The following is a 25173-nucleotide window of genomic DNA, read 5'->3' as shown; positions in this document are numbered from 1 at the left end:
CTCACTTTTCAAGCCCTCTCAGCGAAAAGAACGCCGGGGTTGAGAATCCCGGCCGGGTCGAAGCTCTCCTTGATCCGGCGCATCAGCGCGATCTTCGCCGGGTCCTCCAGGTCGAGGAAATAGCCGGATTTGGCCCGTCCGAGTCCGTGCTCGCCGGAGATCGCGCCGCCGAGTTCCATGCCGAGCGCGAAGATGTCGGTCAGCAGCTGCTTCCGCTTCTCCGGGTCCTTGCAGAAGATGGCCAGGTGGACGTTGCCATCGCCGGCGTGCCCGCAGCCGAGCGCGCCCGCCTCGCGCGACAACGCCATTTCCCTGGCCTTGCGCAGGAACTCGGGCATGGCGGACCGCGGGACCACCACGTCGATGACGTCGTCGGCACCGGCCGCCTTGGCCGTCCAGAACGCCTTCTCACGCGCCTCGATGAGCTTGCGGGCCGAAGGGCCCTCGAGCACGTACACGTCCATCGCGCCGACATCGCCCAGCAGTCCGCCGAGTTCCTCGATGTCGGCGTGCAGCCGGTCGTTGTCGCGGTTTTCCAGTGCCACCACCAGATACGCCTGCGCCTTGTCACGGATGGCGTCCGGGACACCGAGGCTGAGCTTCTCGTTGTAGCTGATCGCCGCGAGCGTGAGGTTGTCGATGTACTCGAGGATGTGCGGCGCGAGGCCGCTGGCGACGATCTTCGGGACGACGGTCATCACCTCGTCGAAGGTCTCGAACGGGGCGAACACCGTGGCGCCGTGCGGCAGGCGCGGATACAGCTTCACGATGACCTCGGTCGCGATCGCGAGAGTGCCTTCGGAGCCGATGATCAGCTGGGTCAGGTCGTACCCGGTCGAGACCTTCGAGGTCTTGCCGCCGGTCCGGATGATCTCGCCGGTCGGCAGCACGGCCTGCAGGCCCACGACGTTGTGCCGCGTGACGCCGTACTTGACCGCGCGCATGCCGCCCGCGTTCGTCCCGACGTTGCCGCCGACGCTCGCGCTCAGCTCGCCGGGGTAGACGGTGTAGCCGAGTCCGGCCGCTGTGGTCTTTTCGTCCAAATCGGACAGCGTGACACCCGGCTGGACGACGGCGACGTGGTTCTCCGTGTCGATCTCCAGTACCGCGTTCATTCGTTCGAAAGAGATCACCAGGCTGTCTTCGCGTGGTGTGGCGCCACCCGAGAGCCCCGTGCCCGACCCTCGCGCGGTGACCGGCACGCCGTGTTCGGTCGCCGCCTTGAGCAGCTCCGCGACCTCCTCGGCGCTTCCCGGTTTCGCCAGGTGGGCGGGCCGCCGCGCGGTGGTGGTCAAAGCCTCGTCGTGTGCGTAGTCCTCGGGGATCGCCTCGCCCGAGAGCAAGTTCGTGTCCCCGACGATCTCGGCGAACCGTGCCGCAACATCGCCCATCGACTGCCCTTCCTCACGCCTCTTTGCCTGGTTGTCGAAGCGTAGTACGTCGTGGGCGAGGATGGCCATGAATCCTTTTCACGTTTGTCTTCCTCTGCGTCCACAACCTCGTGACAACCTCGCTCGGTTACCCATGTCGCAGCGGGCCGCGGTGGTCCGCCGGAAGGGGGTGGACGCTCGATGGGATCCAGGATGAGACGGAGCGCGGCGCTGGGGGCGGCGCTGGCGGTGCCCCGTGCGGGCGCGTCGAGTTCGGGCGGCCGGTGCGAAGGGCGAGGGCGTCGAACGGGTCGGTGAGACCGAGCTGGCCATCGTGAATCCGCAGCGAGCGCGGATCAGCGGCCTGATCTTCAAATCGGGCGAACAGGTGGGCGCCAAGCTGAGCTTCACCGCCGGCGCCGAAGCTGCCGGCGGGCAGTACACCGTCCACCTGACCCAGGTCGACCAGCGTGGTGAAGAGGTCGGTGGCGTCGAGTACCGGCTCACCGAAGCGCGACAGTGAGCCAGGGTGGGATGCCGGCCCGTGGGCGGTGAGGGTGAACGCCCACACCGCCCACGGGTTTTCACGCGCGTGCGAACGAAAGCGTCTCGCCCTCGACACCTCGCAGCCAAAGGTCCTGGGCGGCTTCGGCCATTTCCGCCAGTCCCTCTTCGATCGTCGCGAACACGTTGCCGGGCACCCAGCCCGCGTCGCCGTTGATCAGCAGATTGTTGCGGCCGTAGAAGATCGCGAGGTCCGTCGCGCCCTGGTCGCTGTGCGCCTCACTGCCCTCGTCGTAGCCGTACGCCGGGTTGCCGATCTCCCACGCCTCGAACCCGAAGTACACGACATCCCCCGGAATCGGGGTCACCGTGGGGTTTTCGCGGCCCGGCTTCGGTTCGGCGAAGGGCGGCACGAGCGTGTAGACCTCGTTGCGCGCGTACTTCGCGTGGTACGCCGAACCGCTCTGCGGCAACGCGTCCCAGACGGCGCGGCAGGTCCGCGGGGCTTCGGCGTCGAGCAGCCGGGCCCGGCAGGACACTCCGCGCTTGTCGAGCGTGATCGTGATGTAGCGGGCCATCACTCGACCCCCGCCACCACGTCGCCCCAGATGCGCAGTGCCTCGTCGACCTGTGCTGAGTCGACGATCAGCGGCGGCACCATCCGGACGACGTTCATGTACGCCCCGCAAGTCAGCAGCAGCAAGCCGTTGGAGGAGGCGGCTTTCTGGGCCGCCTGGGCCTTTGCGGTGTCCGGCTCGCCGTCCGGCGTGGTGAACTCGGAACCGACCAGCAGCCCCAGCCCCCGGACGTCACCGATCGACGCTGATTTGTCCGCGATCACCCGCACGCCCTCCAGGAGCTGGCGTCCTCGTTCGGCGGCGTTCTCGACCAGGCCCTGCTGCTGGATCACCTCGAGCGTGGCGATCGCCGCCGCGCAGGCCACCGCGTTGCCGCCGTAGGTCCCGCCCTGGGAGCCGGGGAGCGCCTTCGCCATCAGCTCTTCCGACGCGGCGATACCCGAGATCGGGAACCCGCTCGCGAGCCCTTTCGCGATGAGCACGATGTCCGGGCGCCCCCCGAAGTGCTCGTGTCCCCAGAACCGGCCGGTCCGGCCGAAGCCGGTCTGGATCTCGTCCATCACCAGCAGGATCCCGTGCTTGTCCGCGCGTTCCCGCAGTCCGGCCAGGAACTCGGTGTTCGCCGGGACGTACCCGCCCTCGCCGAGCACCGGCTCGATGAAGAACGCGGCCGTTTCGTTCGGCGCGCAGACCGTCGCGAAGAGGTAGTCGAGCTCGCGCAGCGCGAACTTCGTCGCCGTTTCCTCGTCCCAGCCGTAGTGGAACGCGTAGGGAAAGGGCGCGACGTGCACGCCGGACATGAGCGGCGAGATCCCGGCACTGAACCGGGTGCCCGACGTCGTCATCGTCGCCGCCGCGACGGTCCGGCCGTGGAACCCGCCCTGGAAGACGATGACGTTGGGCCGCTTCGTGGCCTGCCGCGACAACCGCAGTGCCGCCTCGACCGCCTCGCTGCCCGAGTTCGCGTAGAAGAGGGAATCCAGGCCTTCCGGGAGGACACCGCCCAGTTTCTCGGTCAGCTCCAGCATCGGCTTGTGCATGACCGTCGTGTACTGCCCGTGGACGAGTTTGCCGATCTGTTCCCGCGCCGCGCTCACCACGTGCGGGTGACAGTGGCCGGTGCTGGTCACGCCGATACCGGCGGTGAAATCCAGGTGACGTTTGCCATCGGTGCCGTAGAGGTAAACCCCCTCACCGTGGTCGACCACGACCGGCGTTGCCTGCTTGAGCAGCGGTGATAGCTGGGCCATGGGCTGCGCTCCTAGGTCGGCTGAGCTGTTGTCGATTGTTGACAATATCCATAGCATGGCGTTCGGGACAACATGGAGGAGCGTTGGGATGAGCTCGATCAGTGAGGCCGGCGTCGTCACGTCGGTCGGCAAGGAACTGTTCATCGGCGGCAAGTGGGTACCCGCCACGGACGGGAAGACCTTCCCCGTTTTCGACCCCTCGACAGGCGAAGCCCTGTGCGAGGTGGCCGACGCGTCACCGGCGGACGGTGTCAGCGCACTCGACGCGGCCGTCGCCGCACAGGCCGACTGGGCGAACGTCGCCCCGCGCGAACGCGGGGAAATCCTGCGCCGCGCCTACGAGCTGCTGATCAAGCGCGCCGACGAACTCGCGCTGCTGATGACCCTCGAGATGGGCAAACCGCTCGCGGAGTCGAAGGGCGAGATCACCTACGCGGCCGAGTTCTTCCGCTGGTTCGCGGAGGAGGCCGTCCGGATCGACGGAGGTTATGCCGTCGCTCCCAACGGGTCTGGCCGGTTCCTCGTGACGAAGCAGCCCGTCGGGCCGTGTCTGCTGATCACGCCCTGGAACTTCCCCATGGCGATGGGCACCCGCAAGATCGGACCCGCGGTCGCGGCAGGCTGCACGATGGTCATCAAACCCGCTGCTCAAACCCCCCTTTCGATGTTGGCCCTCGCGGCGATCCTCGCCGAAGCGGGGCTGCCGGAAGGTGTGCTGAACGTGCTCACGACGTCGGACTCCGGCGGCGTGATGGAGCCGTTGATCCGCGATGGCCGCGCGCGGAAGCTGTCCTTCACCGGCTCGACCGGCGTCGGACGGAAGCTGCTGGAACAGTGCGCGGACAAGGTGCTCCGCACTTCGATGGAACTCGGCGGCAACGCCCCCTTCCTCGTCTTCGAAGATGCCGACCTCGACGCGGCGATCGAAGGCGCGATGACCGCGAAGATGCGCAACATCGGCGAAGCCTGCACGGCCGCGAACCGCTTCTATGTCCAGCGCGGCGTCGTCGACGAGTTCTCCCGGCGCCTCACCGAGCGCATGGAGGCCTTGCCGATGGGGCGCGGCACCGAGGAGGGTGTCGTCGTCGGCCCCCTCATCGACAAAGCCGCCGTCGAGAAGGTCAGTGGCCTGGTCTCCGATGCCACCGAGCGAGGAGCGCGCGTCCTCACCGGAGGATCCACAGTCGACGGTCCGGGTAACTTCTACCAGGCCACGGTGCTGACCGACGTGCCCAAGGACGCCAGGCTCGCTTCGGAAGAGATCTTCGGACCGGTCGCCCCGATCACTCCATTCGACAGCGAGGACGAGGCCATCGCGGCGGCGAACGACACCGAATTCGGTCTCGTGTCCTATGTGTACACCTCCGATCTCAAGCGGGCACTGCGGGTGTCGGAACGGCTGGAAGCCGGCATGATCGGCCTAAACCAGGGACTGGTTTCGAACCCGGCGGCGCCGTTCGGCGGGATCAAGCAGTCTGGGCTCGGCCGTGAGGGAGGCAGCGTCGGCATCGACGAGTTCCTCGAGACCAAGTACATCGCGGTGGCTCTGTGACTTCCTATCGCATTGCGAGCATTCCCGGCGACGGGATCGGCGTGGACGTGACGGTCGAGGCCCGCAAGGTCCTCGACCGCGCGGCGGCATCGCATGGTTTCTCCTTGTCCTGGACGGAGTTCGACTGGAGTTGTGAGCGGTACACCAAAACCGGCTCGATGATGCCCGCCGACGGGATCGAGCGGCTTTCCGCTTTCGACGGGATCTTTCTCGGCGCCGTCGGCTTTCCCGGCGTCCCGGACCACGTGTCGTTGTGGGGTCTCCTCATTCCGGTCCGGCGCGCGTTCAGCCAGTACGTCAACCTCCGGCCGGTCCGGCTGCTGCCGGGGACGACGTCGGCTCTGGCGGGCCGCGGTGCCGACGAACTGGAGATGGTGATCGTCCGGGAGAACTCCGAGGGCGAGTACTCGGAGCTCGGCGGCAGGCACAATCGTGGACTGGGGAACGAGTTCGTCTTACAGGAATCCGTGTTCACGCGGGTCGGGGTGGAGCGGATCATCCGCTACGCCTTCGAGCTGGCGAAGACGCGCGCAGGGCGGGTCTGTTCGGCGACCAAGTCCAACGGGCTCATTCACTCGATGCCTTTCTGGGACGAGATCTTCGCCGAAATCTCAGCGGAGTACCCGGACGTGCATGCCGAGCAGTGCCATGTCGACGCGCTCGCCGCACGGATGGTGCAGGCGCCGGACCGGCTCGACGTCGTGGTGGCTTCCAATCTGTTCGGCGACATCCTGAGCGATCTGGCGGCGGCCGTGACGGGCGGGCTCGGAATGGCGCCTTCGGGCAACATCAATCCGACCGGTGAGCTCCCTTCCATGTTCGAGGCGGTGCACGGCAGCGCTCCCGACATCGCCGGACAGGGCATCGCGAATCCGGTGGCGCAGATCCTGGCGGGGGCGATGCTGCTCGACCATCTCGGGGAAACCGTCGCGGCACAAGATGTACGCGTGGCGGTGGAAAAGGTTCTCGAGGAGGGGGCCGTGCGAACCCCCGACCTCGGCGGGAAGTCCACCACCGCCGAACTCGGGTCCGCGGTGGTCGCCTCTCTATCTTGAACCATCCGCATGGTGGCGTGTCAAGTCCCGGAAGTCATGAACGGTCCATTCACGACTTTTGAGTACATGAAGGCCTCCTTCCTTGCGCCAAGCGCAAGGAAGGAGGCCTTCATGTACTCAAGGGACGTAGGTCTGGAGTGGCCGGCTCTTGATTCGCCACTTGCGCCCCTGGGGCAGCCAGATACGCCGAGATCTCAAGCATGTCGGGTGACTCGTTCGGCGCTCCCGTTGTGGCATTGGAGTCGTTGAGGGTCGCCAATGCCGCATTGGGGACGTCAAGGCCCGTGAACTCGGCTCCCTGCAAGCATTCCCTGTCCAGCACATGTCACTAGGGATCCCGAGGTAAGGCGCTGGCGGTCCGTCACGCAACCTGGCCTTGCCCCTCGGCGAATTTCTCGAGAAAAGGCGTAAATGTTGCCCTGAAAGGGAATCTGGGTGCGAGATTCGCCATCGAAGGACCGTTCGCCGCCTGCCTGGCAGCCGGGGCCGTGAGTTTTTGTCGGTGCCCCGGTGCACAGTGCCGGTCATCGGATTCGACGACTGGAGGAGCGCCGATGTGCTGGCATTGCGACAACCCCGGGAAGACCCGCGACGACTACCTCGTCGAGGAGGTCCGTCCGCTGATCCGGAAGTACGGCTGGATGGTGCAGACGGTCGAGCGCGGAAGTGTCCAACCGGGCTTCGCGTACACGGTCGGGCTCACCGACGCAGGGCTGCCCGAACTCGTCGTCACCGGCTTGAGAGAACGAAGATCCGGCCAGCTGCTGAACTATTTCGCCCAGCAGGTGGTCCGATCGGGGCCGCCTGAGGCGGGTGAGGTGCTGCCCGCCGCGGTGGGATGGCCGTCGTTCGAGATCGTTCCGCTCAGTTCGCCGCCGGCGCATCTGCTCACCGCCGTTCTCCTGTACGGCGAAGAATTCCGTGCGCTGCAACTGGTCTACGAGGACGAGCACGGCAAGTGGCCATGGGACAGGGATTTCCGCGGCGGGACGGGCGGTCAGCCGGTGCTGGGGGTGCGGGGCCGTGGCTGAATCCCTAAGGCACCGCGGGAGCTTCGCCTTCCCGCAGGCTGGTTCCCGGGGCGAGCCGTTGGACGGCGTCCTCCATATGTGCTTCCAGCAGCGACAGCGCGGTCTCTTCGTCGCCGGCCCGCAGGGCTTCGATGATCCTGGTGTGCTCGGTGACCCGTTCCTCGACCTGCTGATAGGTCGCCTGCAGCGCGGTGAGGCACATCCGGGTCTCGATCAGCAGGGTCCGGGCCATGCGCACGAGCCGTTTGCTGCCGGAAGCGGCGATCAGCGCCTCGTGGAAACGGAGGTCCGCCCAGGAGAGCGCGGTCGGGTCGTCGTCGTCCGCGGCGGTGGCCATGGCGCGTACGGCCTCTTCGAGCTCGGTGGCGACCCGTTCGCGGTCCCCGCGCAGCGCTCGCAGCATCGCGGCGCGCTCGATGGCCGAGCGCGCCGAGTAGATGTCGTAGACGTCGCCGGGCTCGAGGTCGATCACGAACAGGCCGCGGTGGCGCTCGCTGCGCAGGAGCCCTTCGGAAACGAGGTGCTGCATCGCCTCGCGCAGCGGCCCCCGCGAAACCTGGAACCGGGAGGCCAGATCCGTTTCACCGAGCTGGGTGCCGGGAGGGAGGGCGCCGGTCATGATCGCGTCCCGCAACTGCCGCGCGATGATCCCGGCGGTCGACTCCCGGCTGACCGGCTCGATATCCGGCAAGGACATGGTTCAGTTGCCCCTCTTTCCGAACAGTGCGCCCAAGGTGCGGACGAGCGGGGACTTCCCGGTGAGCCGCAGACCTTCCCAGACGGTGACCTGATTGGCGGTCAGCACCGGCTTGCCGAGCCTGGTTTCGAGCGTGTTGATCTCGCCGAGCGTCCGCATGGCGGTGTCGGGGACGAGCAGCGCGTCGGCGGCCGGGTGGTCCCGGCTCACCGCGAGCTCGACGACGGCTTCCGGACTGAGTTCGCCGACCTCGGCCGCGGTGTCGATGTCCGCGCTGCCCATCGACACCACTTCGACCCCGCCCGCGCCGAGGAACTCGACGAACAGCCGGGCGACGTCGTCCGGATAGCTGGCGGCGACCGCGACCCGCCGGACGCCGAGGGCCCTCGCGGCGTTGACGAAGGCGAAGGAGGTGCTCGACGCCGGGACACCGGCGACGGTGGCCAGCCGGTCGGCCTGTTCGCGGGCGCCTTCCCAGCCGTAGACGAAGCTGCCGCTGGTGCATGCCCACACCACCGCGTCGGGTTCGTGTTTGGCCAGGAGCGCGGCGCCGTCGGCGAGCCGGCTTTCGCTGCCGAGGTCCAAGAGCTCCGGCACGGCGTGCAGATCGGTTCCGTAGATGTGCTCGACCGGCAGCTTGATCCCGGCCATGTCCCCGCCGAGGAGCTGTTCCGCGAGCGGGTAGTCGTCTTCGGCCGCGTGATCGGGGTAGATGAATCCGATGGTGGTCGTCTCGGACGGCGGCTCGGGCGGGGCGAACGGCGTGATGGGCACGGAACCTCCGGAGGGCAGATTGTCGACAATCGTAGGCGAAGAGGTCAGTCGACCTCCCGGAGCCACTTGCCGGGCCCGACGATCGGCAGGTTCATCCGCCGGAGGCAGGCCCACATGGTGAGCTGATTCGCGGTGAGGACCGGTTTGCCGAGCGCGCTTTCGAGTGGCTCGATCAGATCGTAGGTGGGGAGGTTGGTGCAGCTGACGAAGATGGCTTCGGCGTCGGCGTGGTCGGCGGCGAGGATGCGTTCGGCGATGGTCCGGTAGCTGACCTTCCAGATGCCGCCACCCAGGCCGAGATGGTCGCTCGAGACGGTGCGGACCCCGAGTTCGGACAGGAAGTCGTGCAGCTTCCCGGTCAGGTCGCCGTCGTAGGGCGTGAGCACCGAGACCCGGTGGAGGTCGAGCTGGTGCAGGACCTCCGCCAGCGCTCCGGACGTGGTGACGGCGTCCGTCGCGCCCGCGTCGCAGATCGCCTTGGTCAGCGAGCGTTCGTAGTCCACACCGTTGACGAAACTGCCGGAGGTGCACAGATAGGCGACGACTTCGGGCTCGACGTGGAGCACGTCCCGCGTGGCGGCGGCGAGATGCCTGCTGTCGCTGACGAGCTGGGCCATCTCCATGCTGACGGGCACGGGCTCGTACGGCGTCCGCGCCAGATGGAGGGAGACCTCCATGGGCACCCAGCGCCACAGCTCACGTTCCAGGGCCAGGTCGAAGGGGGCGATCACACCGATGCCGCGCTGCGCCAACGGGCCTTCGAACTCCAATAAGTCGAAATCCAAGTCTCAGCCTCCGGAAAGCTTCTGTTGTCACAGGTCCGGTGCTCCGGGGGTCGTTCCTCGGATTGTTGACAATCATACGAGCCACTTTTACGGTGTCAACGTGATCTCCTCAGTGGCCCCTGTGCTGGCGGTGCTCTGCGGAGACACGCGCCCACCGGACATGCGCGCTATCGAAGACCGAGCGGTGGTTCGTTACACCGGCGAGGCCGGGTTGGCCGACGCGTTGTCCGGCGCCGACGCGTTCTTCGTCTACGACTTCCTTTCGACCGCGGTTCCGGGGGCCTGGCACGCGGCCGACAAGCTGCGCTGGCTGCATATCGCCAGCGCGGGCGTCGACCCCGTCCTCTTCCCGGCGCTGCAGGAGAGCGACGTCGTGCTCACCAACTCCCGAGGCGTTTTCGACGGGGCCATAGCCGAGTACGTCCTCGGAGTCGTTCTCGCGTTCGCCAAGGATTTCGTCCGCTCGTGGGACCTGCAGCGGCAGAAGCAGTGGAAGCACCGGGAGAGTGAACGGATCTCCGGCCGCCAGGTCCTCGTGGTCGGAACCGGGCCGATCGGCCGGTCGATCGCGCGGATGCTGCGGGCGGCCGGGATGTCGGTGGCGGGCGTCGGACGCCGTCCTCGTGAGGGCGATCCCGACTTCGGGGACGTGTACGCGTCTTCGGACCTCGCCCGTCATCTTCCCGGGGCGGACTACCTCGTCGCGGTCGCGCCACTGACCGAGCAGACGAAGGGCATGTTCGACGCCGAGACCTTCGCCGCGATGAAACCGGGAGCGCGGTTCGTCAACGTCGGCCGCGGCGAGCTGGTCGTCACTTCGGACCTGATCGGCGCACTGCGGGACGGGCGGCTCGGCGGCGCGGCGCTCGACGTCTTCGACACCGAGCCGCTGCCGTCCGACAGTCCTTTGTGGACTATGGAGAACGTTCTGATCTCGCCGCATATGTCGGGCGACTTCGTCGGCTGGCGTAATACTCTGGTAGAGGTGTTCGCGGACAACTTCCGTCGCTGGCGCGCGGGGGAGCCACTGCGCAACGTCGTGGACAAGCGGCTCGGGTACGTGCCGTCGGAGACGCTTCGCCAAGGTTAGGGGCAGGATTGAACGACACCAAGTTGACCGCGAGCGAGCTCGTCGCCGCGTACGCCACCGGAGAGCTGTCGCCGGTCGAGGCCACTCAGAACGCCTTGCGTGTCATCGAGGAACGCGACGGCGAGACCAACGCTTTCTGCCTGGTCGACGCCGACGGCGCGCTCGAACAGGCGAAGGCGTCCGAGATCCGCTGGCGGGACGGCAATCCGATCGGCTGGCTCGACGGTGTCCCGGCCTCGATCAAGGACATGTTCCTGACCCAGGGCTGGCCGACGCTGCGCGGTTCGCGGTGCATCGACCCCGACCAGCCGTGGGACGTCGACAGCCCGGTCACCGCGCGGCTGCGTGAGAACGGCTTGGTACTGCTGGGAAAGACCACGACGCCGGAACTGGCGTGGAAGGGCGTCACCGACAACCCGCTGACCGGGATCACCCGCAACCCGATCGACCCGTCGACGACGGCGGGAGGGTCCAGCGGGGGCAGTGCCGCGGCCGTCGCGGCGGGGATGGGTGAGCTCTCCGTCGGCACCGATGGCGGCGGCTCGATCCGGATCCCGGCTTCGTTCTGCGGAATCGTCGGGCTCAAACCGACACACGGCCGGATCCCGCTGTTCCCGGCGAGCCCGTTCGGCCCGCTCTCGCACGCCGGACCGATGGCGCGTTCGGTCGACGACACGGCGCTGCTCCTCGACGTCCTCGCCCTGCCCGATCATCGAGACCCGGCCGCGCTCGCCCCACCGGTTTCGACCTATCGCGAGGCCGTCCGCCGGGACGTGCGCGGGCTGATCGCCGCCTACTCGCCGACGCTCGGCTACGTCGACGTCGACCCGGAGGTCGCGGAAATCGTCAAGTCGGCGGTCCGGTCGCTGGGCGACGCGGGCCTGCACATCGAAGAGACCGATCCCGGTTTCACCGACCCCAAACCGGCCTTCGACATCCTGTGGTCGACGGGGGCGGCCAAGTGGCTGGACACCTTCCCCGCCGGTTCGGAGACGAAGGTCGATCCCGGCCTGCGGAAGGTGTGGGAACTCGGCAAGACCTTCTCGGCGAGCGACTATCTCGGCGCCAACGCCGAGCGGGCCGCGCTGGGCATCCTGATGGGCGAGTTCCACACGCGCTACGACGTGCTGATCACGCCGACCCTCCCGATTCCCGCCTTCGAAGCCGGGCACGAGGTCCCCCCGGGCAGCGGGCTGAGCGGCTGGCCGGACTGGACGCCGTTCACCTACCCGTTCAACATGACCCAGCAGCCCGCGATCAGCGTGCCGGCGGGCCGCACCTCCAGCGGCCTGCCGGTCGGGTTGCAGATCGTCGGCCCGCGGCACTCCGACGACCTGGTGCTCGCGGTCGCGAAGCTCATCGAGGAGGTCCGTCCCTGGCCGTGACCTGCGGAAAGGGAGCAAGGGACCTTTGCTGCCACTTGGGCGTCAGGGCTGCGCGGCGTGCGACTTCCGGACGAGCCCGCGCACCTGGCCGCTGCACAGCGCGAGACCGGTGGCGGCCACGACCAGCGCGGCGCACGCGAGCAGAGTCGTGCTGACCCCGAAGTGCTGCGCGGCGGGCCCGGCCGCCATCTGCCCGAGGGGCAGGGCGATGAAGGAACCGAGCATGTCGTAGGAGTAGACGCGCGCGAGTTTGTCCTCGGGCACGTTCTCCTGCAGCGAGACGTCCCACGCGACCACGAACTGCTCGATCGCCAGCCCGGAGACGAACATGGCCGCCAGCAGCAGCGGAAGCAAGGGTGCCTGGCCGAGCAGGATCAGTGGTGGCGCTTCGAAGAGGATCACCGCGACGCCGACGAACAGCGCGCGCCGCGGCTGCCATCGGGCCACGAGGATCCCGCCGACGAGCGAGCCGATCGTCTGCGCGGCGAGGGCGAATCCCCAGCCGGAGCGCCCGAAGGTGCTGTCGGCGACGACTGGGCCGAGCACCGCGATCCCGCCGGCGATGACGGCGTTCACCACCATGAACTGCACGACCACCACCCACACCCAGGTGCGCGACCGGAACTCGTGCCAGCCTTCGACGAGTTCCGCCAGCGGGCGGCTGCCAGGGACCCGTTCCCGGCGGCTGAGGCGGATGCACCGGTAGGAAAGGGCGGAGCCCAGGAACAGCAGCGCGTTCCCGGTGAGCGCCCAGCCGGGGCCGACCGCGGTGACCAGGATGCCGCCGAGCCCGGCGCCGGCGATCCGGCCGGAGTTCGAGAGCAATCTGGCCAGCGCGTTGGCCTGCGCGAGGAGGGTGGCGGGCACCGTCAGCGGGGTGAGCGACGCCGACGCGGGAGCGGAGATCGCGGCCACCGCGCCGTTGACCACGCTCAGGCCGACCAGCAGCGGGATCGACGCGAATCCACAAAGGACACTCGCCGCGATGACCGCCTGGGTCAGGGTGGCGGCGACTTCGGTGCCTTGCAGGATCACCGACCGCGGTAGCCGGTCGGCCAGAACGCCGCCGAACAGCAGCAAGACGACGCTGGCCACGGACCGCGCGCCGACGACGATGCCGATGTCGACGGCCGAACCGGTCAGGTCGATCACCGCGAAGGCGAGCGCGAGCGGGGCGACGGCGTTGCCGAACTCCCCGAACGTGCGGCCGGCGATCAGCCAGCGGAAGTTGTGCCGGCGCAATGGTTCGCGCAGGGACGTCACCGTCGCCTCATCTCGAACAGCGAGACCGTCGCGCTGACCGGGATCGTGCCCCGGGTCCGGGGCGGCTTCGCGGCGGAGTGCAGAAGGTCGCTCAGTTCGCGAGCGTGTTCGAGTGCCTTCTCCCACGTCTCGCGGTCGACCCACATCTCCGCGTCGCTCGTCGATCCCTGCTTGCCGGGAACGCGGAATTCGCTGCGGCGCTTGAGTTCTTCGGCCATCGTCGCGATGAGAAGCTGTTCCTCCCCCGGATTCGCCGACGTGAACCGCGATCCGGACTCCGGATCGTGCCGGTAGCGTTTCGCCAGGCCGCCCCGGATCCGGACCTCCTCGGCGACGTCCAGCAGGCCGGCCTCGTGCAACCGCCGCAGGTGGTAGCTGACATTCGCTTGTGTCTCACCGAGTTCGCGCGCGGCTTCGGCCGCGCTCATCGCGACACCGGTCAAAAGCGACAGAATGCGCAGCCGCACGGGATGGGCGAGGACACGCAAGCCGTCGAGGCCGGGGGGCTCGGACATGGGACGAGTATCGACTGCCGGGACGCGAACCGTCAAACAGTTATTTGGGGGTATCGTTGGCCGGGAGATCCGGTGCGGTGATCCGATGTCTGTGCTCTGCTGGAGCCATGCGTACGGCGACATTGGGCAGGAGCGGTCTCGAGGTGTCGAGGATCGCTTTCGGCACCTGGCAACTCGGCGGGGACTGGGGTTCGTTCGACGAGGACACGGCGATCGCGGCGATCCACCACGCCCGCGAACTCGGGGTGAACTTCTTCGACACCGCGCAGGCCTACGGTTTCGGGAAATCCGAAGCGATGCTGGGGAAGGCGCTGCGTGAGGAACTCAAGCGCGACCGCGACAACCTCGTCATCGCCACGAAGGGCGGTATCAAGCCGCGTTCCGAACGGCCGCGCGACTCGCGGCGCGAGTGGCTGTCACAGGGCATCGAGGACAGCCTCCGTTGCCTCGACGTCGACCACATCGACCTCTACCAGATCCACTGGCCCGATCCCGACGCTCCCGCCGAGGAGACTGCGGGGATCCTGCAGGAATTCGTCGACGCCGGGAAGATCCGGCACGTCGGTGTCTCGAACTACGACGCCGCCGGGCTGGCCGCCTTCGACAAGACCCGGCCCGTGGAAACCCTGCAGCCGCCGTATCACCTGTTCCGCCGCGACATCGAAACCGATCCTCTCCCGTACGCGCGTGAGCACGACATCGGCGTGCTCGTGTACAGCCCGCTGGGCAGCGGACTGCTGACCGGGTCTTTCACGCCGGAGACGACGTTCGAGAAGACCGACTGGCGTTCACGGTCGTCGGCGTACACCGGCGAGACCTTCCGGCGCACTCTCGCCGTCGTCGACCGGCTCAAGGAATTCGCGGCGGACAAAGGAATCTCCGTCAGTCAGCTCGCGATCGCCTGGACGCTCGCCCAGCCGGGCGTGCACGTCGCGATCGTGGGCGCGCGGAAGGCGGCCAACATCGAGGCCAGTCTCGCCGCCGCGGACATCGATCTGGCCGCCGACGAACTCGCGGAGATCGATCGGCTCACCGCCGACGCCGTTCCCGTGTCCGGCGCGAGCCCCGAAGGGGTCGCCTAAAGCTTGAATTCGGTACCGTCCAAGGGAAGCGATGCGCCGCCGCCCAGTACGGCGGCGTGTTCGGACGACGCGGGATCGATCACCGGGTTCGTGTTGTTCAGGTGTGTGTACGCCCACCGCGGGCCGGGCCGGAGCTTCGCGAGACTGCCGGTGATCGGCAGATGCCCCATCGCCAGCTGGGCGCCGTCGCCGACCTCGGCCGCGGTGGCGCCCGACATCTCGTCCGGCGCGTAGAAGGTCCCGTCCAGCAGTACCAGCCCTGCATCGCGGGTGAAGTCGTCGAATCCGTCCGGCCAGCTCTTAAGACAAGGCGCGTACACGAAAACGCCGCCGGTCACGACGTCTTCGATCCGATACGCCACCACCCAAGGACCGTCCTCGGTGGACGAACGCGCGTACTTCGGCCGCTTGTCGCTCACGGGAAGCATGCTCACCCGCAGCCCGTCGATGGCGACCCTCGACGACGGCAGCCAGTCCCAGCCGCCGTACCCGTCGATGATCGACCGCGCGGGGAAGTGCTCGGACAAGGCGCCGAGCACGGCGTCCGGTGCCCACACGGGCAGACCGCCCGCTTCCCGCAGGAGAAGCAAGCCGAGTGAATGATCGAGTTCGGCGTCGGTCAGCAGCACCCCGCGCAACGGGATCTCCCTCGGCCCCGGCCCGGCGCGCAACGGTGGTGTGGCGAGGATCTGCGCGCGGATGTCCGGCGAAACGTTGAGCAGGTACCAGCCTTCGTCGTCCGCGCTCACCGCCACACAGTCCTGCGTCCGCGGCGGCGCGTCCGAGACGCACAGGGCGCAGGCGCAGTTCCACTGAGGGAATCCGCCGCCCGCCGCGGTGCCGAGCAAGATCACCCTCATCGCGGCGTCCGCATCACGAGCTCGTCCGTTTTCGCCTGCGTGGCGAGGATGAGGTCGACGACCTCCCGATGCGGCGAACGCGAGCACACCGGATCCGTCGCCGAGGCGTCACCGGTGAGTTGGAACGCTTGGCACCGGCAGCCGCCGAAGTCGATCGTGCGCCGATCACAGGTGCGGCAGGTGTCGGGCATCCAGTCCTCGCCGCGATAGGCGTTGAAGGAAGCGGATTCGTACCAGATCCAGGCCAGCTGCCTGTCCCGCACGTTGTCGAATTCCAGCGTCTCGATCGCTGTCGACGCGGGGCACGGCAGCACGGTCCCGTCGGGCGCCACGGTCAGTTGCCGCGCGCCCCAGCCGTACATGCACGGCTTCGGGTACTTCTCGTAGTAATCGGCGACGACATAGATGATCTCCATGCGGCCACGCAGCCGTTCGGTGGCCGCGCGCACGATCGGCTCGGCCTCCTCGAGTTGCCGCCGGGTCGGCATCAGGGCGTCACGGTTGCGCAGGGCCCAGCCGTAGTACTGCGTGTTGGCCAGTTCGAGCCGGTCCGCGCCCATCTCCTCGGCGAGGCCGATGATCCCGGCGAGCTGATCGTGGTTCCGCCGGTGCAGGACGACGTTCACCGAAAGCGGCAGCCCGGCCTTCCTGATCAGTTCGGCGGCGACGAGCTTCCGGTCGTGTGCCCGTGCTCCGGCGAGCCGGTCCGCGCGGTCGGCGGTCGCGCCTTGGACGGACAGCTGGACATGCGCGATGCCGCGCTCGGCGAGATCGTCCAATCTGGACTCCGTCAGCCCGAGCCCGGACGTCACCAGGTTGACGTAGCACCCCAGTTTCGTGGCGTGTTCGACCAGGATGGGCAGATCCGGTCTGGCGAGCGGCTCACCGCCGGACATGTGCACCTGGAGCACGCCGAGTTCCCGCGCCTGGGTGAGCACGGAAAGCCATTCCTCTGTGGACAGTTCTCCGTCGCGGGCGATCAGCTCGACCGGATTCGAGCAATACGGGCAGTGCAGCGGGCAGCGATGAGTCAGCTCGGCCAGCATGCCCAGTGGCGGCTGCGCGGTTTTCAGGTCCATTCGACGATCCGCCGTTCTCCCAGCCGGGACAGGACGTCCAGGATCTCTTCCTCGCGCACACCGGTGTAGCGTTCGCGCAACGCCGAAGCGATTCCCGTGACATCCGCGACGCCGTCGCAGAGGGAAAGCACGGCCGCGGCGGTCGGATTCGGGACGAGCACACCTTCGGGGAACAGGAGGACGTGCGTTTCCCTGGTCTGGTCATAGCTCAGCCGGACTCCGCGCCGCAGCCGCGGCACCGAGCCCGGTTCGAGGGTGGTCATCACTACTCCTTGGCCGCCGCGCGCTCGATGGCGTCGAGCATCGACCAGAGCACGTCGGTCTTGAACGACAGCGCGGCGATCGCCTTGTCCTGCTGCTCGCGGGTGACGGCGTGCCGGACGACGATGTCGAGCGTCCCCTTGCCCTCACCGGAGACCTTGTCGATGCGATTGGTGAAATAGGTGAGGTCCTCCGGCGCGATCCACGAATAGTGCGCCAGCATGTCGGCGACCCGCCGCTGCATGAGATGGCCGGCGAACATTTCGGTCAGCCCCGAGGCGACCGCTTCGAGCCAAGGTCTCGTGCGGGCGAAATTCACGTAGGCGTCGACGGCGAACCGGACCCCGGGGGCGACGTGCCGCTGATCGAGAACCTCTTCGCGGTCGAGCCCGACCGCGGCGCACAAACGGAGCCATCGCTCGATTCCGCCGTCACCGGCCTTCGTCCCGTCGTGGTAGACGATGCGGTCGAGCCATTCCCGGCGGATCTCCGGCAACGGGCAGTTGCTGATGATCGCCGCGTCCTTCTGCGGGAGAACGCACTGGTAGTACCAGCGGTTCGCGGCCCAGATCTTCAGCTCGTGCTGGGACAGGTCACCGTCGTGCATCCGCACGTGGAAGGGGTGGGTGCCCCAGTAGCGGTGCGAAAGCCCGCGCAACGCCGCGATGAACTCCGACGACGACATGAGGGACACCGTGCTGCCTCCGGGTGCTCGCTGATCGGGACGGCGGCGGTGGTGGGGGACGGCCCCCACCACCGGATGCGCATTCAGTCCTCCATGCGGGCCGCGTAAGCGGTGACCTCCATGGGGGTTTCGTATTCGACGAAGTCCGGGGTGGTCCATACCTCGATCATTTCTGCTCCTAACGTCCACATGGGATCGAACAGGGCCGAAGCCACCGTCACCCTAGAAGCGCGTCGCCGATTCTGACCAGACGTAAGGACCGACTTCCGGCGGCATTTTGTAAAGTTTCCTACCTATGGCCGATCGAGCTGGGCCGGTCGTCACGCTCGGCGCACACAACGGTTAACGACCGGTGCCGCCGATAGCCCGTCCAGTGGTGTCCGTTTCGTCCCGTGGTGTGTTTCTATCCAACTCGACGGGTGCGCCCCGACCACCCGCCTACCGCCGCCATCCGAGCTCCAGGGGTGTAGCTGAAGGAGGCGTCCCATGTCCTTACGTCGTACTCTCGCCGCCGCGTTCGCCGCGGCGACGGCCGTGTCGATCGCGGCCGTCCCGGCCACAGCCGCCGAAGCGCCGTCGATCCAGGCGATCAGACAGCTCGCGAGCGGCCTCAACCAGGCCTGGTCGATCGACTTCCTGCCCGACGGCACCGGCGTCTTCACGCAGAAGGACGCCAGGACGATCAGCAAGATCGACAAGGCGGGCAAGGTCACTACGGTCCAGACCATCCCCGGGGTGAGCGTCACCGCGGAGGCCGGTCTGCTCGGCATCGCCGTCTCGCCGAATTACGCCACCGACCAGACGGTCTTCATCTACTACACGACCAGTTCCGACAACCGGATCGCCAAGCTGAAGCTGGGCCAGACGCCGACGCCGATCGTCACCGGCATCCCGCGTGGTTCGCAGTATCACCACGGCGGGCGGATCAGGTTCGGCCCGGACGGCTACCTCTACGCGGGTACCGGCGACGGCCAGAACGGCGCCAACGCGCAGAACAAGAACTCCCTCGGCGGCAAGGTCCTGCGGGTCACCACCGACGGCGCGGCCGCGCCCGGCAACCCGTTCAACAGCCGCGTCTACTCCTACGGCCACCGCAACGTCCAGGGCCTGACGTGGGCGAACGGCCAGCTGTACGTCTCCGACATCGGCGCGAACAGGCTCGACGAGCTGAACAAGATCGAGCCGGGTAAGAACTACGGCTGGCCGACCTGCGAAGGCCCGTGCAACACGGCCGGGATGACCAATCCGGTCAAGTCCTGGCCGACGTCCTCGGCGACGCCGAGCGGGCTCGCGGCCTACAAGGGTTCGCTGTACATGGCGTCCCTCAAGGGTGGCACGTACAAGCTCGACCTGAACGGCAACGGCGGCAAGCTCTGGACCAACCTCGGCCGCACGCGTGACGCCGTCGCAGGCCCGGACGGCCAGCTGTACACGATCACGCCGGGCGGCCTGTACGTCTCCGACGGCAGCTGACACGACCGCCATCAGGGCTGCGGCTCCCCGACCACACTTGCCGCGTCACGGTCACGGGACGCGGACCAGCCGCCGAAGATCTTGAACCGGATCCACTCGTTCACCGGCGGCTGCGCGAGATTGGTGAACCAGGTGTGGTGATCGCGATGGTTGCTGACCGTGCCCACCAGCACGTGGCCGCCCCCGCCAAGTCTGGCCTTCCTGAAGGCGGGGGCACCACTGTCCTCCGGGCGCACACCGGCCCCCTGCCGGGGCGCGTCGGCGCAGAACCATTGCGGGCCAGGCTTGGCGCACCGGTAGGCCGCGGTGAAAGCCATTTCGTGGGCATGCTCCGGCCGCTGTTGACCGGTACTGCCGTAGCCGGCGACCGTGAGCTTCATGCCGGGCCAGGTCGGCCAGAATTCGCCGGAGGCGATGAGCTTGATCGGAGTGGTCCGAACCGGACGCTCGAGCGTCACCACCGCGACGTCGGCGGTACGGGCATCACCCGTACCCCACGGGTGGCGTTCGGCGCGAACCACCTTGACCGTGTGGGTCTGGGGCCCGGTGCGAAAGTAGGCGAACATGCCCTCGGGCTTGTCGGGCTTCTTGGCGAAGCAATGCGCTGCCGACACGATGTGCCGGGGCGACACCAGCGAACCCGAGCAGTAGCCCTCCTCCGGGTTCCCGACTCTCACCAGCCACGGATAGGTGCCAGGTGGCACCTCGGCGCCACCCTCGATCGCGCCGGCGGTGCCCCCGGGCACCATCGCCAGTCCGACGGCCATTGCCAGAATGACGAACGCGCGAAACCGGCCGAACATCGCATCATCTCCTAAGATCCACCGGGCTCGGATCGCCCGGGACAGAAAGCAAGTTCACGAAAGGTGGGTGGGGACGGCTCTCACTGGCGCCGTGTACTGCCGATGGCACGAGCCCGCCTTCGTCGATCAACACGATCCGATCCGCCTTCGCCGTGAGTGACGGCGAGGGCAGGCCCCATGGTGCGGAGTGCTCCTCGCGCACGGTCTCGCCGCACAGCGGTTCTTCTTGCGGCACGTAGGTAATTCGCCGGCGAAGTCCGTCACGGTTCAGGTCGCGCACATCGACCGTATCGAGCAGAATCCACGGGTGGCTCCGCCGGATACCCCGACAGTCGATGGGCATGGCGAGGCGTCATCGACGTCCTCCGCCCGGCAGCCACCCGAGCTCACTCGGCGCTGTCCGGTCAGGTGGCCTTCTCGGCACCATCAATTCATCCAATGTGGACAGATAAGGTGAGAGAACCTGCTTGGTCGCGCCAAAGGCGACGGCGCGAGGCATACCTGGCATGCGGCGGTTCGGATGTCACGTCGATAGCATGACGGTCTTGGACAAGCGGCCGCAAGAGGCCAGCAGCATGGCTCCGCGACTTCATGGCGGCTCTGTTGCGGCACAGGGCAATGTGAAGACGTCATAGCTCGGTGCGCGTCGCGGGCACGCGCGACCTCGAACCTGGCGGGACGCTACCGCCGGCTATCGCACCGAACGGCGGCCAGGTGGCCGGCCGCGTCGAGCGCGCTGCCGGTGAGCAGGTTGCCGAGCAGGACGCCGACCCCGGCGATGGTGTCCATCTCGATGGGAAACACCACGATCGTGCCCAGCGCCAGCGGCGCGGCGGAGATGAGCAGTGGAGCCATCGCGATATCGGTGGCATTCCTGAGATCCCGCCGGAGGCCAAGGCCGGGGTATGAAGGCGGCGGCCCGCACTCCACGTCGTCCGGCACCACATCGCGAAGACCAGTGTCACCAACACAGTTCCGGCCACGCCCGGACCGGCGATGCGGCGGGCGTCCAGCGGGAGCGCGAGAAACACCTGGAACGACAGGACGTACGAGCCGCCCATCGCCAGCGAGAACGGTACGAACGACCGGACTTGTAACCCGGTGAGCACGGCGAACACCGCGGCGGCGGTCAGGCAGGTGACCTGGAACGCAAGGCTGGTCAACGCGAGCCCGATGACGGGTCCGAGCAGGATGCCGGTTTGGTGAAGACGGTGAACAATGCGAACGCTTCCACGCGGCGTTCTCCGGCATCCTGTGCCACGTAGGCGCGTACGGCTGGATCGAACAACGCCCGGCGAAACCGGTTGCGGCGGACGCCATCAGCAGTGCCGGGACGGAGTGGCGAGGCCGAGCAGTGCGAACCCGCCGGTGCACAGGGCACAGCCGGCGACGATGAGGGGCTTGTAGCCGAAGCGGTCGGCGAATGTTCCGCCGATGAGGAACATGCCCTGCTGGGGAAAATTCCGGACGCCGAGGATCAGGCCGACGGTCCAGGCCGCCAGTTCGAGGTCGCCGGACAGGTGCGCGGCGAGGTGGGGCATCAGCATGGAGAAGCCGACGTTGATGGTGAACCGGTTCAGGATCTGCTTCACGGGAGAATCCCCACCCGCGGTCGCATGATTTCCGTTGTTTGGATCGGGTCGACGACGTTGCCGCAGCGGGTCCAGTGCGAGACGATCCGGTCGGCGGAGCGGGCGATGTTGTCCGGTGTGGACGGTGGCGGCACGGTGAGCAGATCGTGGTGGGCGCAGTAATCGTCGTTGTAGACGGTGTCGAAGTACCGGTGCGGTCCGTCCGGGAACACCGCGGCGATCCTGGTGTCGAGGTCGCAGGTTCGGGCCGCCCAGCCGGCGACAAGGGCGACTGCTCCCGTGCTCCATCCGCCGCTGGCGTGGTGTGTGGTCGCGAGTGCCCGGCAGGCCCATACCGCTTCGGCGGGAGCGACCCAGTGGACCTCGTCGAAGGCGGCGTAGTCGACGTTGCGGGGGTAGATGCTGGACCCGAGTCCGCGCATCAAGCGACTTTGGGCAGGCTGGCCGAAGATCGTGGACCCGATGGTATCGACGCCGATCAGGGTCAGGTGGGGGAAGAACTCCCGCAGTACCTGAGAGATGCCGGCCGAGTGGCCCCCGGTGCCTACTGAACACACGAGGATGTCGACGCGGCCGAGTTGGGAAACCAGTTCCAGCGCCAAGGGAGCGTAGGCCGTGATGTTGTCGGGATTGTGGTATTGGTCTGGGCAATAGGCGTCAGGGGTCGCGTCGAGGATTTCCTGAACGCGTTCGCGGCGGGCTTGTTGCCAGCCGCCGCTGGGGTCGGGTTCGGACACGGTCTCCACGCGTGCGCCGTAGGCGGTCAGCATGCGGTGGATGTTCGGCTCCAGCTCGGGATCGGTCACCAGCGTCACCGGGTGCCGGTGCACGGTGGCCGCGAGGGCGAGCCCGAGGCCGAAGGTGCCGCTGGTGGACTCGACGATCCTGGCGCCGGGGCGCAGCTCACCGCGCTCCTTGGCCGCGGCGATCATGTGCAGAGCGGGGCGGTCTTTCACGCCACCGGGGTTGAATCCTTCGAGTTTGGCCCAGAATCCACGCCCGGGCGGGGCGAAGGGCTGATCTATCCAGAGCACCGGGGTGTTGCCCGCGGTGGTGGCGGGATTGTGGCAGCGCGGCGCGCTGCTGATCAGTTGTGCTGTAGAGGACCGAGACGAGCTCACGACTGCGTTGTTCGACAGGGTGGAGGGCATCGATTTCTCACTTCACGCGGACGCCGGGAATAAGGCGCAAGAATTCTGACTTGTGGTCTGGGGGATGAGACCGATCAGATCCGCGTGACGCAGAGTTGCAGGAGAACGAGCCGTCCGGTGCGGCCGAGATCTCTGTCCACGCGCCATCGGAGTGAACCGGTCGCGCCATGGCCGTCCGCCACGATGACGAGTGTGGCGACCGCCGCCAGCAGCATGGTCAGCCAGGCGAAACCGTTCGCCGTACGTGTCGCCGCGCAGAACATTTCACCTGCTCCGTGGCAGGTGTGGTGATGGTCCGGTGTATCACCGTCCCGCGAGGACACGTGGACGGTCTCGGTATCGGCTGCGGTGGTTGTCGCTTGTTCAGCCGTTTCGTCGTGGTGGTGGGAATGCGACATTCCGCAGGGAGTCAGGTACAGGAAGACGAAAGACAGCAGCACGGTGACCGCGAGCGCGACCCGCCAACGAGTGCGACGTGAAGTGACCGATGTGCTTCTCACAGGCACGGGAACGTAGCAGCGACGATCTTGCGGTCACCATCCGGCGGATGGATGACTGCCGGATGGCGGTACCTTGTTCTGCTTGGCGTTGGGCAGGAAATCGCTCGCGCCGAAAGGAACCGGATCGCTGGGTTACCTTCGGAATCCGAGGGCCACGTCAGGAAGTGCTTCGGCGAGCTGGTCGACCTGGCCGGTGCTGGTGAAGACGCGGTGTCTGTCCACTAAGTACTGGGCGATGGCCTCGTGGAGGCCGAGGGTGTCCATGGTTCCGGAGTGGACGCGGGAACGGATGTCGTCCGGAGGGGAAGCTTTCGTCGCGATGGCAAGGATCGATGTCGGGCAGCCAGGCTGGTGAGGGCTTGACGTCGGTCAAGGTTGATCGCGCCTCCTCCGGAGCCGGAACGTAACAGCCGCGATCCGGTAGCGGCCATCCGGCGGGAGGCCGACGGGCCGAATGGCTTAAAGGCGGGGGACGGAGACGGCGTGTTCGAGTTCGGCGAGCGCGGTGTCCAGGTGGGTCAGGATGCGCTGCAGATGCGGCACGCTCCGGCGGCAGCCGGTGACACCGAAGTCCAGGTTGTCCCCGTTGCTGGTCAGCGTGATGTTCAGCGCCTGCCCGTCCAGCAGCACCGACGCCGGGTAGATGCCGTCGAGCGCCGCGCCGTTCCAGTACATCTGCTTGCGTGGCCCAGGCACATTGGAGATCACCAGGTTGAACGGCGGTTTCGTGTTGTTCACGAAGCCGGGGATCGGCGACACGCCGAGCTGGGCCACGTTGATCCCCGACAGCAGCAGCGTCTGCAGCGGGGTCAGCTCCGAGAAGAGCTTCTTCCCGTTCCGCATGGACGCGTTGATCGTCGCCAGCCGGGCGGCCGGATCGGTCAGATGGGTGGCGAGGTTGCACAGCAGCGCGCCGATGTTGTTCCCCGCCGCGTCACCGCTGTCCTTGCGCCGCAAGGAAACCGGGACCATCGCGGTCAGTGGCGTGTCGGGGAGCGCGTTCTGCTCCATCAGGTAGTCCCGCAGCGCGCCCGAGCACATCGCGAGGACGACGTCGTTGCGCGACACCCCGGCGGCGGTCGCCACCTTGCGCACCCGGTCCAGCGACCACGACTGCGCGGCGAAGCGGCGGGCCCCGCCGATCGGCACGTTCAGCATCGTCTTCGGCGCCTGCGACGGCAGCGTGAGCGTGTGCTCCTGGAACGCCTCCCGCGCCACCTTCATCGCGGCGGGCGCGATGCCGGCGAGCTGGTTGACCGTCTTGCCGAAGGTGCTGAACACCGAGGGCGACGCCTTGCCGTTGCGGCCGCCGTCCGGTTTGGCGCGGCGCCCCCACGGCGGCGGGCAGTCGAGGTCGAACGGGTCGTCCGACAGCGTGCCCTGGAGGTGCCGCAGTGCCGAGACGCCGTCCATCAGCGCGTGGTGGATCTTGCTGTAGATCGCGAACCGGCCGTCCTGGAGACCCTCGACCAGGTGGATCTCCCACAGGGGGCGGTGCCGGTCGAGCAGGGTGCTGTGCCACCGTCCGGTGAGTTCCAGCAATTCGCGGATCCGGCCGGGCTGGGGCAGCGCCGAATGGCGGAAGTGGTAGTCGAGTTCGAGATCGGTGTCGGTCGCCCAGGCGATATGCCCGGCGGTGTTGACCGGCCGGGCGGGACGGCGCCGGAACACCGAGCGCATGTTGTCGGACTCGAGCAGACTCTTGCGGACGTCACGCAGATAGTCGGGGCCGGCGCCCTCGGGTTTCTTGAACAGTTGCAGTCCGCCGACGTGCATCGGATGCTCGCGCGTTTCCACGAGAAGGAACATCGAGTCGGTCACGGGCATGAACGGCATCG

At 67.6% G+C, this 25173-nt stretch carries 28 protein-coding genes; 8 read left to right on the top strand and 20 right to left on the bottom strand.

Translation table 11 applies throughout. The annotated features are described in order from the left end of the window. Positions 1-8 precede the first annotated feature (8 nt). Entirely contained in the window at positions 9-1391 is a 1383-nt protein-coding gene (locus tag AC069H_RS09355) for an FAD-binding oxidoreductase (RefSeq protein ID WP_478231907.1), read from the bottom strand. Between the two features lie 235 nt (positions 1392-1626). On the opposite strand from AC069H_RS09355, the gene AC069H_RS09350 reads away from it, so the two are divergent. After that, positions 1627-1893 carry a hypothetical protein gene (locus AC069H_RS09350; RefSeq protein ID WP_478231906.1) on the top strand — a complete coding sequence of 89 codons (267 nt, stop codon included), beginning with the start codon at positions 1627-1629 and terminating at the stop codon, positions 1891-1893. Positions 1894-1954: 61 nt separating this feature from the next. Here AC069H_RS09350 and AC069H_RS09345 read toward each other — a convergent pair whose 3' ends face one another. Next, positions 1955-2452 (bottom strand): DUF3830 family protein, encoded by a 498-nt coding sequence (locus AC069H_RS09345; protein ID WP_007033814.1) that lies wholly within the window; start codon positions 2450-2452, stop codon positions 1955-1957. After that, on the bottom strand, positions 2452-3702 hold the full coding sequence (locus AC069H_RS09340; RefSeq protein WP_478231905.1) for an aspartate aminotransferase family protein: 1251 nt from the start codon (positions 3700-3702) through the stop codon (positions 2452-2454). The genes AC069H_RS09345 and AC069H_RS09340 overlap by 1 nt, the downstream gene beginning before the upstream one ends. 88 nt (positions 3703-3790) lie before the next feature. On the opposite strand from AC069H_RS09340, the gene AC069H_RS09335 reads away from it, so the two are divergent. The 3 genes from AC069H_RS09335 to AC069H_RS09325 all read left to right on the top strand — a co-directional run bounded on the left by AC069H_RS09335 (position 3791) and on the right by AC069H_RS09325 (position 7340). Then, on the top strand, positions 3791-5254 hold the full coding sequence (locus tag AC069H_RS09335) for an NAD-dependent succinate-semialdehyde dehydrogenase (RefSeq protein ID WP_478226368.1): 1464 nt from the start codon (positions 3791-3793) through the stop codon (positions 5252-5254). After that, complete coding sequence (locus AC069H_RS09330) at positions 5251-6309, top strand: tartrate dehydrogenase (protein WP_478231904.1); 1059 nt, start codon at positions 5251-5253, stop codon at positions 6307-6309. Before AC069H_RS09335 ends, AC069H_RS09330 begins: the two co-directional genes overlap by 4 nt. A 554-nt stretch (positions 6310-6863) precedes the next feature. Next, positions 6864-7340: a DUF4262 domain-containing protein gene (locus AC069H_RS09325; RefSeq protein ID WP_478226370.1), complete on the top strand. Its 477-nt coding sequence runs from the start codon at positions 6864-6866 to the stop codon at positions 7338-7340. Positions 7341-7344: 4 nt separating this feature from the next. On the opposite strand, the gene AC069H_RS09320 is transcribed toward AC069H_RS09325, so the two are convergent. From AC069H_RS09320 to AC069H_RS09310, 3 genes are read right to left on the bottom strand one after another with little or no spacing between them, the layout of a single operon-like run. Beyond that, a complete protein-coding gene (locus AC069H_RS09320; RefSeq protein ID WP_125673879.1) occupies positions 7345-8037 on the bottom strand; it encodes a GntR family transcriptional regulator in 693 nt (230 codons plus the stop codon). A 3-nt stretch (positions 8038-8040) separates the two neighbouring features. Next, the gene (locus tag AC069H_RS09315; protein ID WP_478231903.1) at positions 8041-8811 is read right to left on the bottom strand and encodes a maleate cis-trans isomerase family protein; all 771 of its coding nucleotides are present in this window, start codon (positions 8809-8811) and stop codon (positions 8041-8043) included. A gap of 44 nt (positions 8812-8855) precedes the next feature. Further along, complete coding sequence (locus AC069H_RS09310; protein ID WP_378442929.1) at positions 8856-9596, bottom strand: maleate cis-trans isomerase family protein; 741 nt, start codon at positions 9594-9596, stop codon at positions 8856-8858. Positions 9597-9756: 160 nt separating this feature from the next. Here AC069H_RS09310 and AC069H_RS09305 point away from each other — a divergent pair, with 160 nt between their 5' ends. Next, positions 9757-10686, top strand: coding sequence for a D-2-hydroxyacid dehydrogenase (locus AC069H_RS09305; RefSeq protein ID WP_478231948.1), 930 nt, complete (start codon positions 9757-9759; stop codon positions 10684-10686). An 8-nt stretch (positions 10687-10694) separates the two neighbouring features. Continuing rightward, positions 10695-12071 (top strand): amidase, encoded by a 1377-nt coding sequence (locus AC069H_RS09300; protein ID WP_478231902.1) that lies wholly within the window; start codon positions 10695-10697, stop codon positions 12069-12071. Between the two features lie 42 nt (positions 12072-12113). Here AC069H_RS09300 and AC069H_RS09295 read toward each other — a convergent pair whose 3' ends face one another. Next, entirely contained in the window at positions 12114-13334 is a 1221-nt protein-coding gene (locus tag AC069H_RS09295) for an MFS transporter (protein WP_478231901.1), read from the bottom strand. Continuing rightward, positions 13331-13849: a helix-turn-helix domain-containing protein gene (locus tag AC069H_RS09290; RefSeq protein WP_478226374.1), complete on the bottom strand. Its 519-nt coding sequence runs from the start codon at positions 13847-13849 to the stop codon at positions 13331-13333. Before AC069H_RS09290 ends, AC069H_RS09295 begins: the two co-directional genes overlap by 4 nt. A 143-nt stretch (positions 13850-13992) precedes the next feature. Here AC069H_RS09290 and AC069H_RS09285 point away from each other — a divergent pair, with 143 nt between their 5' ends. Beyond that, entirely contained in the window at positions 13993-14931 is a 939-nt protein-coding gene (locus AC069H_RS09285) for an aldo/keto reductase (RefSeq protein WP_478231899.1), read from the top strand. Here the strand turns inward: AC069H_RS09285 and pqqB are convergent. The 5 genes from pqqB to pqqA all read right to left on the bottom strand — a co-directional run bounded on the left by pqqB (position 14928) and on the right by pqqA (position 18031). Beyond that, positions 14928-15791: a pyrroloquinoline quinone biosynthesis protein PqqB gene (gene pqqB, locus AC069H_RS09280; protein ID WP_478231897.1), complete on the bottom strand. Its 864-nt coding sequence runs from the start codon at positions 15789-15791 to the stop codon at positions 14928-14930. The genes AC069H_RS09285 and pqqB overlap by 4 nt on opposite strands. Beyond that, complete coding sequence (gene pqqE / locus AC069H_RS09275) at positions 15788-16870, bottom strand: pyrroloquinoline quinone biosynthesis protein PqqE (protein WP_478231896.1); 1083 nt, start codon at positions 16868-16870, stop codon at positions 15788-15790. The genes pqqB and pqqE overlap by 4 nt, the downstream gene beginning before the upstream one ends. Further along, entirely contained in the window at positions 16861-17133 is a 273-nt protein-coding gene (pqqD, locus tag AC069H_RS09270; protein WP_478226378.1) for a pyrroloquinoline quinone biosynthesis peptide chaperone PqqD, read from the bottom strand. The genes pqqE and pqqD overlap by 10 nt, the downstream gene beginning before the upstream one ends. Before the next feature lie 2 nt (positions 17134-17135). Then, entirely contained in the window at positions 17136-17816 is a 681-nt protein-coding gene (gene pqqC, locus AC069H_RS09265) for a pyrroloquinoline-quinone synthase PqqC (RefSeq protein ID WP_478231895.1), read from the bottom strand. Positions 17817-17899: 83 nt separating this feature from the next. After that, positions 17900-18031: a pyrroloquinoline quinone precursor peptide PqqA gene (gene pqqA, locus AC069H_RS09260; protein WP_478226380.1), complete on the bottom strand. Its 132-nt coding sequence runs from the start codon at positions 18029-18031 to the stop codon at positions 17900-17902. A 271-nt stretch (positions 18032-18302) separates the two neighbouring features. On the opposite strand from pqqA, the gene AC069H_RS09255 reads away from it, so the two are divergent. After that, positions 18303-19289, top strand: a complete 987-nt coding sequence (locus tag AC069H_RS09255) for a PQQ-dependent sugar dehydrogenase (protein ID WP_478226381.1) — start codon at positions 18303-18305, stop codon at positions 19287-19289. Between the two features lie 11 nt (positions 19290-19300). Here AC069H_RS09255 and AC069H_RS09250 read toward each other — a convergent pair whose 3' ends face one another. The 7 genes from AC069H_RS09250 to AC069H_RS09220 form a co-directional block, all read right to left on the bottom strand. Continuing rightward, entirely contained in the window at positions 19301-20092 is a 792-nt protein-coding gene (locus AC069H_RS09250) for a S1 family peptidase (RefSeq protein ID WP_478231894.1), read from the bottom strand. A gap of 4 nt (positions 20093-20096) precedes the next feature. Continuing rightward, positions 20097-20435, bottom strand: a complete 339-nt coding sequence (locus tag AC069H_RS09245; protein WP_478231893.1) for a hypothetical protein — start codon at positions 20433-20435, stop codon at positions 20097-20099. A gap of 338 nt (positions 20436-20773) precedes the next feature. Then, positions 20774-20947: a hypothetical protein gene (locus AC069H_RS09240; protein ID WP_478231892.1), complete on the bottom strand. Its 174-nt coding sequence runs from the start codon at positions 20945-20947 to the stop codon at positions 20774-20776. Between the two features lie 464 nt (positions 20948-21411). Next, positions 21412-21684, bottom strand: coding sequence for a hypothetical protein (locus AC069H_RS09235; protein WP_478231891.1), 273 nt, complete (start codon positions 21682-21684; stop codon positions 21412-21414). Beyond that, positions 21681-22835 (bottom strand): PLP-dependent cysteine synthase family protein, encoded by a 1155-nt coding sequence (locus tag AC069H_RS09230; protein ID WP_478231890.1) that lies wholly within the window; start codon positions 22833-22835, stop codon positions 21681-21683. Before AC069H_RS09230 ends, AC069H_RS09235 begins: the two co-directional genes overlap by 4 nt. Before the next feature lie 74 nt (positions 22836-22909). Beyond that, positions 22910-23335 carry a hypothetical protein gene (locus AC069H_RS09225; protein WP_478231889.1) on the bottom strand — a complete coding sequence of 142 codons (426 nt, stop codon included), beginning with the start codon at positions 23333-23335 and terminating at the stop codon, positions 22910-22912. 459 nt (positions 23336-23794) lie between these two features. Next, positions 23795-25171, bottom strand: a complete 1377-nt coding sequence (locus AC069H_RS09220; RefSeq protein ID WP_478231888.1) for a WS/DGAT/MGAT family O-acyltransferase — start codon at positions 25169-25171, stop codon at positions 23795-23797. Between the last annotated feature and the right edge of the window lie 2 nt (positions 25172-25173).

This window comes from Amycolatopsis sp. NPDC043887, assembly GCF_056435665.1.
The sequence above is the reverse complement of the archived record's forward strand: the minus strand, read 5'-3'. Positions and strand labels throughout refer to the sequence as shown.

What these genes read in the sequence shown, in the direction of transcription:
- AC069H_RS09290 (WP_478226374.1), bottom strand. Translation starts at nt 13,849, where the DNA reads ATGTCCGAGCCCCCCGGCCTCGACGGCTTGCGTGTCCTCGCCCATCCC.
- pqqD (WP_478226378.1), bottom strand. Translation starts at nt 17,133, where the DNA reads ATGACCACCCTCGAACCGGGCTCGGTGCCGCGGCTGCGGCGCGGAGTC.
- AC069H_RS09230 (WP_478231890.1), bottom strand. Translation starts at nt 22,835, where the DNA reads ATGCCCTCCACCCTGTCGAACAACGCAGTCGTGAGCTCGTCTCGGTCC.
- AC069H_RS09305 (WP_478231948.1), top strand. Translation starts at nt 9,757, where the DNA reads ATGCGCGCTATCGAAGACCGAGCGGTGGTTCGTTACACCGGCGAGGCC.
- AC069H_RS09255 (WP_478226381.1), top strand. Translation starts at nt 18,303, where the DNA reads ATGTCCTTACGTCGTACTCTCGCCGCCGCGTTCGCCGCGGCGACGGCC.
- AC069H_RS09240 (WP_478231892.1), bottom strand. Translation starts at nt 20,947, where the DNA reads ATGGCTCCACTGCTCATCTCCGCCGCGCCGCTGGCGCTGGGCACGATC.
- pqqB (WP_478231897.1), bottom strand. Translation starts at nt 15,791, where the DNA reads ATGAGGGTGATCTTGCTCGGCACCGCGGCGGGCGGCGGATTCCCTCAG.
- AC069H_RS09340 (WP_478231905.1), bottom strand. Translation starts at nt 3,702, where the DNA reads ATGGCCCAGCTATCACCGCTGCTCAAGCAGGCAACGCCGGTCGTGGTC.
- AC069H_RS09345 (WP_007033814.1), bottom strand. Translation starts at nt 2,452, where the DNA reads ATGGCCCGCTACATCACGATCACGCTCGACAAGCGCGGAGTGTCCTGC.
- AC069H_RS09320 (WP_125673879.1), bottom strand. Translation starts at nt 8,037, where the DNA reads ATGTCCTTGCCGGATATCGAGCCGGTCAGCCGGGAGTCGACCGCCGGG.
- AC069H_RS09250 (WP_478231894.1), bottom strand. Translation starts at nt 20,092, where the DNA reads ATGTTCGGCCGGTTTCGCGCGTTCGTCATTCTGGCAATGGCCGTCGGA.
- AC069H_RS09355 (WP_478231907.1), bottom strand. Translation starts at nt 1,391, where the DNA reads ATGGGCGATGTTGCGGCACGGTTCGCCGAGATCGTCGGGGACACGAAC.
- pqqC (WP_478231895.1), bottom strand. Translation starts at nt 17,816, where the DNA reads ATGTCGTCGTCGGAGTTCATCGCGGCGTTGCGCGGGCTTTCGCACCGC.
- AC069H_RS09335 (WP_478226368.1), top strand. Translation starts at nt 3,791, where the DNA reads ATGAGCTCGATCAGTGAGGCCGGCGTCGTCACGTCGGTCGGCAAGGAA.
- AC069H_RS09220 (WP_478231888.1), bottom strand. Translation starts at nt 25,171, where the DNA reads ATGCCGTTCATGCCCGTGACCGACTCGATGTTCCTTCTCGTGGAAACG.
- AC069H_RS09245 (WP_478231893.1), bottom strand. Translation starts at nt 20,435, where the DNA reads ATGCCCATCGACTGTCGGGGTATCCGGCGGAGCCACCCGTGGATTCTG.
- AC069H_RS09325 (WP_478226370.1), top strand. Translation starts at nt 6,864, where the DNA reads ATGTGCTGGCATTGCGACAACCCCGGGAAGACCCGCGACGACTACCTC.
- pqqE (WP_478231896.1), bottom strand. Translation starts at nt 16,870, where the DNA reads ATGGACCTGAAAACCGCGCAGCCGCCACTGGGCATGCTGGCCGAGCTG.